Source organism: Microbulbifer sp. GL-2 (assembly GCF_007183175.1).
Taxonomy (GTDB): Bacteria; Pseudomonadota; Gammaproteobacteria; order Pseudomonadales; family Cellvibrionaceae; genus Microbulbifer.
Map to the genome: position 1 here is coordinate 4,484,271 of NZ_AP019807.1, position 15,564 is coordinate 4,499,834.

General features: G+C 50.2%; 8 protein-coding genes. 7 read left to right on the plus strand and 1 reads right to left on the minus strand.

Annotated elements, in window-relative coordinates; all coding sequences use genetic code 11:
• Positions 1-105: 105 nt before the first annotated feature.
• Positions 106-5,022: an NAD-glutamate dehydrogenase gene (locus GL2_RS19395; protein WP_232053862.1), complete on the minus strand. Its 4,917-nt coding sequence runs from the start codon at positions 5,020-5,022 to the stop codon at positions 106-108.
• Positions 5,023-5,339: 317 nt separating this feature from the next.
• Between GL2_RS19395 and GL2_RS19400 the strand changes: the two genes are divergently transcribed.
• The 7 genes from GL2_RS19400 (at position 5,340) to GL2_RS19430 (ending at position 15,396) form a co-directional block, all read left to right on the plus strand.
• Positions 5,340-6,311, plus strand: coding sequence for a MoxR family ATPase (locus GL2_RS19400; protein WP_143732390.1), 972 nt, complete (start codon positions 5,340-5,342; stop codon positions 6,309-6,311).
• The gene (locus tag GL2_RS19405) at positions 6,311-7,282 is read left to right on the plus strand and encodes a DUF58 domain-containing protein (RefSeq protein WP_143732391.1); all 972 of its coding nucleotides are present in this window, start codon (positions 6,311-6,313) and stop codon (positions 7,280-7,282) included. The genes GL2_RS19400 and GL2_RS19405 overlap by 1 nt, the downstream gene beginning before the upstream one ends.
• Before the next feature lie 85 nt (positions 7,283-7,367).
• Positions 7,368-7,853, plus strand: a complete 486-nt coding sequence (locus GL2_RS19410) for a DUF4381 domain-containing protein (RefSeq protein ID WP_143732392.1) — start codon at positions 7,368-7,370, stop codon at positions 7,851-7,853.
• A gap of 57 nt (positions 7,854-7,910) precedes the next feature.
• Positions 7,911-8,951: a VWA domain-containing protein gene (locus tag GL2_RS19415; RefSeq protein ID WP_143732393.1), complete on the plus strand. Its 1,041-nt coding sequence runs from the start codon at positions 7,911-7,913 to the stop codon at positions 8,949-8,951.
• Positions 8,948-10,834 (plus strand): VWA domain-containing protein, encoded by a 1,887-nt coding sequence (locus GL2_RS19420; RefSeq protein WP_143732394.1) that lies wholly within the window; start codon positions 8,948-8,950, stop codon positions 10,832-10,834. Before GL2_RS19415 ends, GL2_RS19420 begins: the two co-directional genes overlap by 4 nt.
• 53 nt (positions 10,835-10,887) lie before the next feature.
• The gene (locus tag GL2_RS19425) at positions 10,888-12,594 is read left to right on the plus strand and encodes a BatD family protein (protein ID WP_143732395.1); all 1,707 of its coding nucleotides are present in this window, start codon (positions 10,888-10,890) and stop codon (positions 12,592-12,594) included.
• 438 nt (positions 12,595-13,032) lie between these two features.
• Positions 13,033-15,396, plus strand: a complete 2,364-nt coding sequence (locus tag GL2_RS19430; RefSeq protein ID WP_143732396.1) for a glycosyltransferase family 9 protein — start codon at positions 13,033-13,035, stop codon at positions 15,394-15,396.
• Positions 15,397-15,564 lie beyond the last annotated feature (168 nt).

Sequence of the window (15,564 nt, forward strand, 5' to 3'; positions counted from 1 at the left end):
CTTACATGGGGGCTGGCCCCACTCGCCAGGCGTTAACGAGTGGAGTGTGTTTCAGTAAACATACGAGAGGCCACTCATGGGTGGCCTCTCGATAAACCTGACTAGCTACTCCGCCAGGTTTTCGCGATCGGCTGTCGCATGAGCGAGATACATCAGCTCGCGCAGCGCCACAGTGAACATTGCGAAATCACCAACGGCAGCGGCCTTCAGCTCGGCAATCATATTGTGCCAGCGCTGAATAGCAGGCGCCATGATAGCGCTCCAGCGCGACATTGCACTATCCACATCCAAATTCTCGCCACTCGCCAAACGCATAATGTGCACCGCCAGAGTCGAGAGCTGACTATCCAGGTCATCCATACTGGTTTCTCTGGCCTGCGCTTGCCAGAAGCTATCCACCGGCAGATCCACTATCAGGTTGCCAAACCAATGCAAGTTCAACTCATCTGAAAGCCTGAAATAGACAGTGGCAACCTCTTCCACTGGCCTTTCGCTCGCGCGGGCTGACTCAGAAATACCAAGGGCCGAATAAAGGTAGGTGGGTGATGCCGACAGCAACGCCAGGGATTCCGGCACCCCTGCTTCCAGTAATTTCTGGTAACGCTGCTCCCACTCGGTTAAGGGAGCTCCGCTCAAGACTTTAGGTAGCGCCTTGATTACCCTCTGCACTGACTCCTGGAACAACTCACAGTTTTGTGCCGGCTCCAGCTCGCTGCGGCGATTACGCAGGAACCAGCGGGTGGCCCGGCGAACTCGGCCAATCATGGAATTGAGCAGTTCAGTCTGCAGCTCTGCCGGCACCATGTAATCCAGCTGAGCCAGCTGCTGTTGGAATTCCGGCATCTCATAGACATCGCGGGCGCTGATATAAGCTGCGGCGACATCGTTAACATCGGCACCGGTGGCGCTACTGATACGGTTATAGAAGGTAATACCCATACTATTGACCAGTTCATTAGCCACCTGGGTGGAAACAATCTGGCGCAGTAGCGGGTGCTCATATACCTGCTCTTTGTAGCGCCCCACCAGCTCCGCCGGGAAAGCTGACTCTACCGCCTCACGCACACGGGGATTACTGGTAATTTCCGCCCCCTGCAATTCCTCTTTGAGCTTCACCTTTACATAGGAAATCAATACCGACAGCTCCGGCCGGGTAAGGGTCTGCCCCTTGTGCACGCGATCAGAGATCTGCTCATTGTCGGGAATAAACTCCAACGCACGATTCAGGCGACCGTCTTCCTCCAGGGTATTGATCGTTCGACGGTATTCATCCAGGCGCTTGGAGACCTGGTACTCCGCCACACTCAGGGCACGAGTCTGGTCATAGTTGTTGTGCAGCACCAGGTCACTCACTGAGTCGGTCATGCCGTGCAGCAGCTGGTTGCGTTGTTTTTCAGTCAAGTCCCCATTAGCCACTATTTTATCGAGGAGAATCTTGATATTTACTTCATGGTCAGAGCAATCTACGCCAGCGGCATTATCAATGAAGTCGGTATTACACCGACCACCGTTAAGGGCAAACTCAATTCTCCCACGCTGGGTCACCCCCAGGTTGCCACCTTCGCCAAAGACTTTCGCACGCAGTTCCAAACCATTGACTCGCAGGTGATCATTGGACTTGTCCCCTACTTCGGCATCAGTTTCAGTAGCTGCCTTGACGTAAGTTCCAATACCACCGTTCCAGATCAAGTCCACCGGTGCGCGCAATAGTGCACTGATCAATTCATTGGGTGTAAGTTGGTTATCTTTAATGTCAAAGGCTTCTTTCATCTCCGGAGAGATTTTAATCGCCTTAACACGGCGCTCAAAAATGCCCCCTCCCTTAGAAATCAGTTTGCGATCGTAATCCCGCCAGCTGGAACGCGGCAACTCAAACAAGCGCTTGCGCTCCTCAAAGCTGGAAGCTGCATCCGGGCTCGGGTCAATGAAGATGTGCATATGGTTAAATGCAGCTTTCAGGCGGATATGCTCGGAGAGCAACATTCCATTCCCGAAAACATCTCCACCCATATCACCGATACCAACTACAGAGAAGTCCTCCCTCTGGACATCTATGCCCATCTCACGAAAATGCCTCTGCACCGATACCCAGGCGCCGCGTGCGGTGATTCCCATTTTCTTGTGGTCATACCCCTGGCTACCGCCAGAAGCAAAAGCATCCCCTAACCAGAAGCCATAATCCTGAGCGATACCGTTAGCGATATCCGAGAAAGTCGCGGTCCCCTTATCTGCGGCCACTACCAGGTAGGGGTCATCCTCATCCCGGCGTACAACCTGTCGTGGCGGCACTATATCGCCATCTTTAAGGTTGTCGGTAATATCCAACAGACCGCGAATAAATGTTTTATAACAAGCTATCCCCTCTTCCATCATGGCTTCGCGACTGCCATCCGCCGGCGGGCGGCGCACCACAAATCCACCCTTGGCACCACTGGGAACAATCACTGCATTTTTGACCGCCTGCGCTTTTACCAGTCCCAGCACCTCTGTACGGAAATCCTCTAAGCGATCCGACCAGCGCAGGCCGCCACGCGCAACCTTACTCCCGCGCAGGTGTACGCCTTCCACTTTGGGCGAGTAGACAAAAATTTCAAACTCAGGGCGCGGCTCGGGTATACCAGGAATATCTCGTGGGCTGAACTTGATTGAGATGTAATCCTTAGGGTTCCCTTCCTCATCAGGCTGAAAAAAGTTTGTGCGCAAAGTAGCCAGTATCAATTCAAGGTAACGGCGCAACACCAGATCTTCGTTGAGGTTATCGACATTATCTAAACCGTCGTGGATCTTGCTAATCAAGCGCTCAACCCGGGTCTGCTCCTGCTTGCCAGTACTGAGCCGGGGGTCAAACAGAGCGCGGAAAAGCGCTACCAGATTACGGGTGATTTCCACATGACTGGCCAGTGTCGCTGCGACATAACTCTGGCTGGCACCGGACTTGGTTTGCTTCAGGTAGCGGGCATAGGCTCGCAACATAGAGACTTCGCGCCAATTCAAGCGTGCAGCCAACACCAAACGGTTAAAGGCATCACTCTCAGCGGTATGATTCCAGATAGCTGCGAAAGCATCCTGGAATAATCCGCGGGATGCCTGTGCATCAACCTTGGTTGGCAAGCCGAACTCCAAATGGAATTCATGCATCCACACATCGGTGGCCCCACAGGGGCGAATCGTATAGGGGAATTCACCAATTACCCGCAGGCCAAGGTTCTCCAGCACCGGAATTACATCAGAGAGGGTGAGACCACTGCCCCAGTTAAAGACTTTAAAACGCAGGCTGCCTTGGGCGGCACCAACCGGCTGGTAGAAGCTCATTGCCACCCGGTTACTTTCATTGAGGCTTTGGATTGCAGCCACATCTTGCACAGCAATACGCGGCTCAAAATCTTCGCGATAGCCAGCGGGGAAAGCGCGACCAAAGGTGCGGAAAAGACGGTTGCCCTCTTCCTCACCACTGTTGTCAATAAGTGATCTTTGAAATACATCCTCCCAGGAGCGGGTTATATCCACAATCTGCGCCTCCAACAGCGCTACATCTATATCTACGGGCTCGTCGGGTGAAACGCGGAAGACAAAGTGCACCCGCGCGAGGATAGATTCGGAGAAGAATGTGGTGAAGTCCGAATCCTTGGCTTTAATAGCCTTGGCAATGTGGGAACAAATCAACTCACGCACACTGCTACTGAATTGTTCCCGAGGTACATACACAGTCGCGGTAACAAACTTACCAAAGGGGTCACGGCGCATAAACAAGCGGATATGCGCACGCTCATTCAGGCTCAACACCCCCAAAACCACATTGAACAGCTCCTGGGTGCTCCCCTGGAACAGCTCGTCACGGGGAAAGGTATCCAGGATACGGCGCAGCGCCTTGCCGTCGTGGCCGTGTCCGGAAAGACCGCTTGACTCAATAATGGAGGCCATTTTACGACGAATAATCGGGATCTTAGCCGGGCTCTCCGTATACACTGGCGAGGTATAGAGCCCCATAAAGGCGGACTCCCCTATCACCTCACCCTCGGCGTTGTAGCGCTTGATCATTACATAGTCGGAATACGCGCTGCGATGTACGCGGGATTTGACCGAGGACTTGGCAAAGGTCAGGTAATTCGGGCCTTGATAAAAACGCTGTTTGCCTTCACTGAAAGCGGTCTCCGGCATAGGGGCTGCAGCTTCTTCCAGTTTTTTGAAAATCCCCAGACGGCGGTCTTCAACCTCACTGAGAATTTTTTTGTCGCCCACCTGGCTGAACTCATATTCGCGATACCCCAAGAATGTGAAGTTGCCATCGCGCATCCACTGCATGAAGGCGCAGGCTTCCAGCAAATTGGTTTCATCCTCAGAAAGCCCTGCGCGCAGCTGCCCCTCCATCGCACTACAGGTTTCGAGCATCGGCGCGTAATCATCGACCACTAGCTCCACATCGCCAAGAATATCTTTCAATGCGGTCGCCAAGCCTGATGCAAATTCTGTCGAAGTATCGTGATTTACTTCAATATAAATCAGGGCTTCATTAAACAACTTCGAGCCTTTGACAGGCTTGTGATCCTTTCCTGAGACATGCTCATAGGAGAGATCCAGGGACTCACCTCGAGGTGGCAGCAAATGCTTTAGTTTGCCGCTGGCATTGCGCTCAAGCCGCAGGACAGTGCTCTTTATGGAATGGATAACGGTATTTCTCTGGTTGATCTCCATACGTACGGAGTCAACCAGGAAAGGCATATCGCGCAATAGAATGCCGATAACCGTATGCGAACACTCCCAGCCATCATCCTCCAGGCGCGGGTTGAAAATTCGCACCTTGGGCAAATCATCCGAGCGTTGCTGAATAAAGTTCCACCAGGAATAGATGCAGCCGTATACATCCACCAGGCGCCGGCCTTCCAAATCCTCCAGCGGGTACTGGTGCAGGAACTGTTGCGCAAAAGCCACCACTGGCTCAGCCTCACATGCCAGCTTATCGCGAATCAGTTCACAAATTTGTGCCACCAACTCTTCACGGCTATCGGTAATCACCGTCGCCATATTCACGGGGAACCTCCCAATCTCATTTTTGTCACACCGGATCCAATGACAGTAGATCCGAAAAGATCGTCATCTCATCCCCTGAATGCTGCAGGAGAGAGTCCTAAAAATTAAACTTTCAGTTAGCCTTGAGGAAGGCGCCAGAGCCTCCTCAAAATTATGTCGCCTAATCAGTTGGCTTGTCTGCGGTGGTTGCCTCTTCATTTAATGCCGCTAAAATCAACGTGCCCCACCTTCTTGGCGGCGACTATATATAAACGATGGTAGATAGCCACCCAAATCGACAGGGCAGGCGCAATCGCAAAAGAAGAGACGCTATGGAAGCAAACCGGAATTTCAGAGATCGCATTATCGCGCTGGGCGACTGGCTGGAAGAGCAGATTATCGGTCAGGAGACACTGGTCAATCGTATATTGATTGCCCTGCTTGCAGACGGCCACCTGTTGGTGGAAGGTGCCCCTGGCCTGGCCAAAACCAAGGCGATTAAAACACTGGGCGAAGCTATTGAGGGAGACTTCCATCGCGTTCAGTTTACGCCAGACCTGCTACCGGCAGATATTACCGGTACCGACATTTACCGGCCAGAAACCGGTGAGTTCCATTTTCAGCCTGGACCGGTCTTTCACAACCTGATCCTGGCCGATGAGATAAATCGCGCGCCGGCCAAAGTGCAGTCGGCACTGCTGGAGGCCATGGCCGAGCGACAAATTAGTGTAGGTCGCAAAACCTATCCGCTGCCGCAATTATTTTTGGTGATGGCCACCCAAAACCCTATTGAGCAGGAGGGGACTTATCCTCTGCCAGAGGCTCAACTGGACAGGTTTTTAATGCAGGTGAATCTTGCCTACCCCAACGCAGAGGCGGAAGCAAAAATCCTGCGCCTGGCCAGATCCGAGGCTACTCTTGGCGAAAACCGCCCCTCAGAGACCATCAATCAAGAGACAATTTTCCAGGCTCGCAACCAGATTCTTGAGATGCAGATGGTTGAAGCCGTGGAGACCTATATTGTCCAACTTGTCATTGCTACACGCGAGCCGGCGAAGTATGACAGCGAGCTGGCGTCATGGCTAGATTTTGGTGCAAGTCCGCGGGCAACAATTGCTCTCGATCGCTGTGCCCGCGCCCGGGCTTGGCTCGCAGGGCGCGACTATGTCACGCCCGATGATGTAATGGATGTAGCGCCAGATATTCTGCGCCACCGCTTATTGCTCAGTTTTGAAGCAGAAGCTGCTGGTATAACTACCGACCAGGTAATTCAACGCCTGCTGCAACAGGTGCCGGCAATCTAATGCATGTCGCAGCTTCCCCAACTGAACTGGATTTACGCGGGGCTTACCCGGAAGTAAGCCCTCTCGTGCAAATGCGCTATGCCGCGCGCCAGTTACAACTGTTCAAGCCTCGCTTGGTTCGTAGCGATCAGGCCGGCAACCTGCTTACCCGCTATCGTGGGCGTGGGATGAATTTTGAAGAAGTGCGGGACTACCAGGCCGGCGATGATGTGCGCTCTATCGATTGGCGCGTGACAGCCCGAACAGGAAAAACTCATACCAAGTTATACCAGGAAGAGCGGGAGAGGCCCGTGGTAATCCTTTTGGACTTGCGCTCACCTATGTTTTTCGGCAGCCATCGAGCCTTTAAGTCCGTCGCTGCAAGCGGCATCGCCGCAGCGCTGGGCTGGGCTGGGCTCCAACATAGCGATCGCATTGGCGCCCTGCTTTTCTGCGATCAGGAAATTGACACTGTACGGCCTCGACGCAGCCATCACGCGGTACTGTCAATGATTCACAATATCGTCGCCAGAGCTGCAGAACTACGCAGCCCCGTTGCGGAAAATGGCAGCCAAACCATGAAAACACTCCTGGAGGAGGCGCGACGCATCGCCCGTCCTGGCAGTGCCCTGTTCCTGATTAGTGATTGCCACGACCTTGACGAGCACTGCTCTCAATCACTGTATCTTCTATCCCGGCACGCCGACCTACAAGTGATTCGGGTTACCGACCCCCTCGAACTGCAGCTGCCAACACAATCACTCACGATATCCGATGGCCGTCAACGGACCTTCCTCAATGCGGGTAACCGATCGCTACGTGAACACTTTGCAGATAAACAGGCTCAGGCTCGAATGGATGTAGAGCAGCTTTGTCGTCGGCACAAGCTGCCACTACTGGACTTTGACAACACCAAACCCCTGGTGTCAGAGCTAATGTCATTTTACGGTTCACGCCAGCAAAATGGTTGGCACAAAAACAAAAGGCAGTAACCGTGACTGATAAGGAAGTAAATGTGTTTTTGATGCCCGGTTTTTATTTCACCGTAGTAGTACTAGCACTTTCGGAAAAGAACGCATGCTGAGAAAACAGCAACAGATGCAACCTCCATCACCAGAGGCCCAGGAATTACTGGCTCAACTTCACGATATACAGGAGCCTGCCCCGGTAAGCTGGTGGCCGCCGGCACCTGGGTGGTGGATACTCATCTTGCTTCTTCTACTTTGCTTTTTGGGCATCATCCTGTTAACCAGATACCGACGCAAAAAGGCTGCGCGTAACCGTTATCGCCTGGAAGCAGTTACCTTACTGGAAGCGGTGGATATAGATAAACCTGCAGCAACTGCAGAGATCAATGAAATCCTCAAGCGTGCTGCCGTAACCACCTTTGGTCGAGCCCGCTGTGGAAACTTAACCGGTACCCAGTGGCTGAATTTCCTGGAGAGCTGCACTCCCCAAGAATGCCCCCCGGTGCTCGCCAGGCTTTGCTGGAACAGCTCTACCGAGGAACATCTGACCCCGCTAACAATCAAGCTCTGTGCGAATACGCCATTAGCTGGGTAAAAATGCACGACTCACACAAAAACACCCCTCCTGTACAGATTGGTAAGGAGGTTGCCAGTGTTTGAATTCGCCTGGCCTTGGGTTTTCTTTCTCGCCCCCCTGCCATTTCTGGCCCGCTGGCTACTACCCAAAGACAAGCCACTCAGCAGTGCTCTGAAGGTCCCCTTTTACGCTGATGTATCCCGGCGAAGTGGTGGGGAACAGCGCAATTACTTCAGCCTGCTATTACTCACACTTATATGGCTGCTGTTGATTATTGCTGCCGCACGTCCACGCTGGTATGGCGAGCCAATTACTCAGACCAGCAGCGCCCGCGACCTCCTGGTAGCAGTGGATATCTCAGGCAGTATGGAAACCCCTGATATGATGATTGGCGGTCGGCCCGCTATGCGTATCAACGCTGTCAAACAGGTCGTTGGGAGTTTTGTAGAGCGCCGCCAGGGAGACCGCCTGGGCCTGGTACTTTTTGGCACCCGCGCTTATCTCCAGGCGCCGCTTACTTATGATCGCGAAACAGTGGGTACTTTGCTGCGCGAGGCGCAGATAGGCTTCGCCGGACAGGGCACAGCCATTGGCGACGCCATAGGTTTATCCGTGAAACGGCTTACCCAGCGCCCCGCCGACCAACGGGTCCTGATCCTGCTGACTGATGGAGCCAATACCGCGGGGGAGGTCTCCCCATTGAAAGCGGCCGAGCTGGCGCAACAGGCTGGAATAACTGTCTATACCATTGGCGTTGGCGCCGAAGAGATGGTTCAACCAGGATTGCTGGGGAGCCGTTATGGTAGCCGCCGTATCAATCCCTCTCGCGATCTGGACAGTAAAACCCTACAGGCTATTGCCGATGAAACCGGGGGGCGCTATTTCAGGGCGCACAACCCCAAGGAGCTTGCAGACATTTATGCCGAGCTAGACGAACTGGAACCAGTAGAACAGGAGGCCGAAAGTTATCGCCCGCTAAAATCCCTATTTATCTGGCCTCTTAGCGTTGCCTTGCTGCTCGCTGGTACCTGGGCCCTGTTCCCACTTGCCACTAACATGAGACAGCAGCAAAACGGAAGCAACCAAAGAATGACCAACGGAGGCCAGGCCCGGTGAGCACTGCAGAACTGTTTCAGTCTTTTCATTTTCTCCGCCCCCACTGGCTGTGGCTTTTAATTCCTGCAGCATTGGTTTGCTGGGGATTGGGCAAGTCCATTCTCAATGGCTCTCAGCTGCAGAAAATCATCGATGCAGATTTATTGCCACATCTTCTGATGCGCGGCGGTGCCAGACGTCCATGGCTGTTCAGCCTGATTTTTGCCCTACTGGCTATTATGATTATTGCCCTGTCCGGGCCAACCTGGAGAAAACTGCCCACACCGGTATACAGCAACCAGGATGCCCTGGTCATACTGTTGGATCTGTCGCCTTCCATGATGGCCACGGACCTCTCTCCAAATCGCCTGACACGAGCACGCCTAAAAATCCTTGATATTTTGCGTGAGCGTCAGGACGGCCTGACTGCCCTGGTCGCCTATGCCGGAGAGGCCCACGTGGTGACACCACTCACGGAGGATACCGCCACTATTGCCAACTTAGTGCCCGCCCTGTCGCCCGCAATTATGCCAGTGCCCGGCAGCAACATAGAGATGGCTGTTACAACAGGAATTCGCTTATTGAAAGATGGGGCCGCTGGGCGTGGGCAATTACTGGCCGTAACCGACGGTATAGACCCCATGGCGGCAGATACGGTGGCAAAATCCCTGTCAGATGCGAATGTCGAACTGAATATTCTTGCCGTAGGCAGCGGCGAAGGCAGCCCGATCCCGCGAGGCAACAGCGGCGGCTTTGTCACCGACAGCAAGGGGGCCATAGTAATTTCTAATTTCGATCCTCGAGAACTTCGCCAACTCGCAAGAGATAGCGGTGGCCGCTATGCAAAGATTTCTGTAAGTGACTCAGATATCGAACACCTTCTTCCACAAACTGAGGGCCCACAGCGCGCCGAATTAACCGAAAGGGAATTTGACCAATGGCGAGATGAGGGACCGTTACTTATCCTGCTAATCCTGCCATTCGCCGCTCTATTTTTCCGTCGTGGAGCTTTAGCTTGCATCCTACCCATTGCTCTTCTAGCAGGTTTTCCCCACGAAAGCCGCGCCATCGAATGGAAAGATTTATGGCAACGCAAAGATCAGCAAGGCCAGAAATTATTAAATGAGGGCGAGGCCGGAGAGGCGGCGGAAACTTTCCACAACCCGGAATGGCGTGGGACAGCCAATTATCGCGCTGGGGACTACGCCGCTGCGCAAGAGGATTTTTCCCTGAGCAATGATCCCCAGGGACAGTATAACCTCGGCAACAGCCTGGTTCAGCAAGGCAACTACGAACAGGCCATCGAAGCCTACAATAAGGCCTTGAAACAAACCCCTCAGTTTGCCGATGCTGCACATAACAGGGATATCGCAAAAAAATTGCAAGAGTTACAAGAACGCCAACAACAGCAACAACAATCCCAGCAACAGTCCGGGGAGCAGCAGGAGCAACAGCAAGGGCAGGACCAGAATCAGGACCAACAGTCCGGAAATCAACAGCAGCAAGACCAACAGGATCAGCAACAGAAAAACCAGCAACCGCCCTCATCCAGTGAATCTCAATCTTCACAGCAGGAATCCGAGCTGAATGGGGAACAGTCTGCACAGCAGCAGCCCACTCAGAACGAGCAGCAAGAAGAACAACAGGAACAATCCCAACAACAATCTCAGCAAGGTGAAAAAGAGCAAAAGGAACAACAGGATCAGAAGCAAGCTGCAGGCGCTGATGAGAGCCCACTGGACCCGGAAACCCAACAGGCACTCGATCAGTGGCTGAGGCAAATCCCAGACGACCCCGCCGGCTTGATGCGTGAAAAGTTCAAATATGAAAGCCTGCAACGGCGCCGGGCCTATCGCAGTGGAGAATGGGAGCCCCCTGAAAATGGTGCTACCCAAAGATGGTAGGAAAAGATTCCACCCCACAATATCTTATGAGTGCACTAAATCCAGGAAAGTTAATGGTACACGTCAACAAAAAACAATCACTGAATAAAGGTATTAGCCAGGCCGGCTTTTTCCACCTACTCCTTATGTTTTTGTTGCTCGGCATCAGTAATATCACCTTAGGCAATGAGCTCAGTGCCAGTGTCGATAGAAATAAGATCGGCATTGATGAAACTTTAAACCTGCGCGTACGTTACTCTGGCGATGAAAATGGTGGGCAACCTGACTTCGAGCAACTAGAGCAGGACTTTGACATCCTCTCAAGGCAGCAATCTAACCAATACCGTGTTATCAATGGCCGAGCAGAAAGCTTCGTGGAATGGATGCTCACACTCGCCCCCAAGCGTGAAGGAGACCTGTTCATCCCCTCGCTCCACTATAAAGGCCAAGTTTCTGATGCTATTCCTATTACTGTTAGCGAAGCAGGGAGTGCTCCTGACGGCGCTAACCGCAAGGCATTTCTGGAGGTCGAGTTAGACAAAGACAAGGCCTATGTCCAAGAGCAGTTACTGGTCAAAGTGCGCCTGTTTACCACTATCGGCCTGCACGATATTGCCACTGAACCACTCCAGGTCGCCGGCGCACATGTTGAAAAGGTCGATGAACAGCGATACGAACGCAAGCTCGATGGTGTTAGCCATGCAGTTTATGAGCTTACTTACGCAGTGTTCCCCGACAGTTCCGGACAGCTCTCCATACCCGCCCTGACCTATGTTGCCATCGCCGGACGCAGAGACCCCTTCTCTCTATTTAACCGAAACAGTCAGCGCTTGCGCTTGCGCTCCCAGGCAAAAACGATTGAGGTACTTCCAAAACCTGATAACTATAGCGGCGCCCACTGGCTGCCAGCAGCAAGCCTGGGGGTAGTACAAAGCTGGAGTCAGGACCCTGATACCTTTACTGTTGGCGAACCCATTACCCGCATCCTAACTATTCGTGCCGAGGGTCTACGCGCAGCGCAGCTACCACCACTACCCAGGCTCAATGTGGAAGGCCTCAAAACCTACCCGGATCAACCCCAACAGGAGGATCAAATCGGCCCGAACGGTGTTACTGGCAGCCGCATAGAAACCACAGCGATCGTCGCTACCAAGCCTGGCGACTACCAGCTTCCAGCAATTACGATTACCTGGTGGGACACCAAAAGTAAAAAACAACGAGCTACACAGCTGCCCGCCTTTCGCTTTACTGTCAGTGGCACCGCAGCCCCCATACCGCAAGACCAGGAAGTCAACAACCTACCAACTCCAATACCAGGCACTGTAACCCAGGCAGAACGAGATCACTTCTGGCGCAACCTGGCCATAGCCGCCCTCGCCTCCCACCTGCTGTGGGTAGTGTATTTTTACCGACTCCGCCGCAATATCGGCAACCTGAAGACGCACAACCAGAAAAATCAAGAAAGCACTAAATCACAGCAAGAATCAGGCTTAAAAAGGGCCGTTGACAATGGTGATCCATCCCATATCCAACATGCCCTCTTAAACTGGCTTCATGCGCGATGGCCTCGAGTCGAAAGTAATAACCTTACAGAAATCGCACACCAACTGGATTTTGAAGAGCTTAAGGAGCTACAAAAGCTTCTGAATGCAGCTATCTATCAAAAGCCCTCCCGACCATTGAATGAGCAAAAGATTAAGATGCTGATAGAAAGATTACTAGGCAGGCAGTTACCTGAGTTCCGAAGTGAGGAAGAAGCATTACCACGGCTCTTCTCTTAAAGAACCGCCATATAAATCCATGACACCCCTTGCTTTCCGGGCAGATCATAATTAAATCAAAGATTGGCAGGAGTGAATAGATTTTTCAAAATGCCGTAACACATAGCATTGATCACCCTCAAAACCTCGCCGCCTGGGTCCAAAGAACACGTCTGGGGCATTGTAACTCCAGCAAAAGACTAGGATCATTTACGGCGACTTACACCTAACACCTGCAGCTCCCAAGTTACGCAGTGACCTTCAGAACTATCATAGGCTCCCTAATTGACCCCTGATGAAATATTGGTGGGATAAGCAACTATTTTCTAGATGCATAGGGCATAAACTTCTTATATAATCCCGCGATTCTCACCACCCATAGATTGGCATTCATACCTCACTTATTTATATTGACGCTACATATTCAACACACAAATAGGTCAATTCGAGTCTTACATTATGATTTATACACTAACAAAACGATTTCTCATCATAAATTTTGGAGCAAACCATCCCATAATTCATAGACTCGCGCGCATTAAATCAAGATTCACGCACAATAAAACAACTCCAGATGAACCCAAGAGAGCCAGGCTTCAAAAAAGCCCTTCAGTATTAAAAAATCTAGAAAGCAAAAATAAAGAGCAGCTTCTTTCATTAATAGACCAACCGATTTCTGAGAAGTCAAAATTAGATTTATTCCGACATTTATTTCGACTCAAAAACTTCACTAGTGCATCTATAGTTGCCAAAACAATTGAGCACCAGAACCTGGCGCCACTTGACCTTTTTCAAATTATAAAATGCCTGCTTTCAAGCACCGATGGCACATATGCTGACCTCATGCTAGATAAATACATCCAGCACAGTGACATATCAGCTTTATCAGAATCAGATCAAAAGGCAATCATTGACCTGATTTTCTTTTCCGGCTCAAAAGCAGAGGTAAAATTCGCGCGATTAAACAAAGTAATCTGCTCGTCTACATCCGAGACAGTAAGAAAGCATGCGAGATTTCAGGAGTTTCGAATTCGACTGAATGTCGATTCAAATATAGATATATTAGAATACGCTGAAATAGATACCTTAGAGTTAGCTAATCCCGGCATACATTTACGTTACATTTCTCACCTAAAAGCAATGGGCTACCCCAATGAAGCCCGATCAATATTGGAGCGCCTTTATCGATATCATGGCCTTCAAAACCCCACAGTTTTAGTGGCTTTACTAAATTTTGACCCAGAATGGCCTGGAGTTAATCTAAGCGATTTACCAGAACGTTTTTTGGACCGTTTAGATATATTACAATTAGCACATGATCAAAAAGAGATTAATCAACACTTTCAAATACTTTATGAAAACTCCCTGAACAAGATTCGTGAATTGTATCACGATGCAAACATATACAAGAAAGACCAAATTCTAACTCGATTACTGCGTCTCGACTTACTAGATGAAATTCAAGGGTTAATTTCAAGCCACTTGCAACTTCCCAATACTGTACTATCCCAGTTTTCCGCAGAGGGGCTCAATTGCTTTGTCGCCAACAACTTTTTATCCGCAAGGGACCACTTTAAACGTGTGATCGAAGAGGATCCATCTGACTCAATAGCCGCACAAGGGTTACGATTAACCTTGCCAAGAGCTGGCGGAAAAATGGACAGCATTCTTGAAGTTAGGAATAAACATGGCTATGGGATCACTGGCGCAGGTAGGACTGGAGTCAATGCTAGTATTGGCTCAGATAAAACTATAAGCCTGCTCATGAGCGGCCAGTACAAAAGCGGATTATATTCAAAAAGGCACGCTGCTCATTGGCAATTACTAAAGCGAATTTATGGTGATCGCTTTTACAACTATGAACAGATACCAACCGATGGGTCAATTAAAAATCTATTTATTATTGGAGATGAGGGTGTTGGTGATGAGGTAAGAACTGCCCAGTTCTATTCTTACTTAAGCAAGACATTTGAAAGAATCACCATCAGCTGCGATCCTCGCCTTACCAATATATTTCAGTACTCATTCCCTAATATTACCTTTATCCCAGTCGAACGATATAGAAAAGGACTTACCAAGAATTCTAGCTCAAGTGATCCGAGAATATCTGGGCTCAATCAAAAACTGTCCCAAATATTAACTAATGAATGCAAAGATTTAATGGATCAAGCAGATGGAATAACATTTGGCCAAAACCTATTTTTCAATCGATTTATTGGCAACATCCCTTTTAATAAACAAGGTGGCTACCTTAGTCAAAACATTAAACGCCAATCAACAGCAAAATTAAAAATTGGAATACTCTGGCGTAGCCATTTCGTTACAATGTGGCGAAAGTTCATGTATTTAAAGGTAGAAGATTTCTTACCCATTACTAAGCTAGAGAATATAGAAATTTGGTCTATGCAACATTGTATTGAGGAAGATGAACTAGAATTCTGCCATAAAAATAATATCAAAATCGTAGAAGGCATCGATTTTTTCAATGACTTTGATGGCATGTCACCAATTCTCGAAGGTTTAGACTTAATGATCGGAATTAGCTCACTACCCATGGAACTAGCTGCGGCGGCAGGAACCCCAGTTTGGATGCTAGGGTTCTCACCTGAAAATTATTTCCTAAGAACCGCCGGAGGAAATAAAGAAGCAGATCAATTAAGTACTAACTCAACTATTATAGCTCCTCAATGGATAGATTTTAGCGCGCCAACAACAGATTGTATTTCCCTCGTAATGCAAGAAGCATGTAAAAAATTAAGTAAACTACAAACATCAAGCTCACAACATTTACAGAAAACAGCCCCAATTGCATTACAATGCTAACCTCATAAATAAAAATTATTATCAAAGTTCTATCATGGTTAATATGGATTAGTTCAAACCAAATCTGACACATTCTCATGAAAAAGAGGGGTTTATTGGTTTTGATGAAGATGTCTAAACCTAGAAGCAAAACCAAGTGTAAACCCCATAACCCATACTAATGATCGT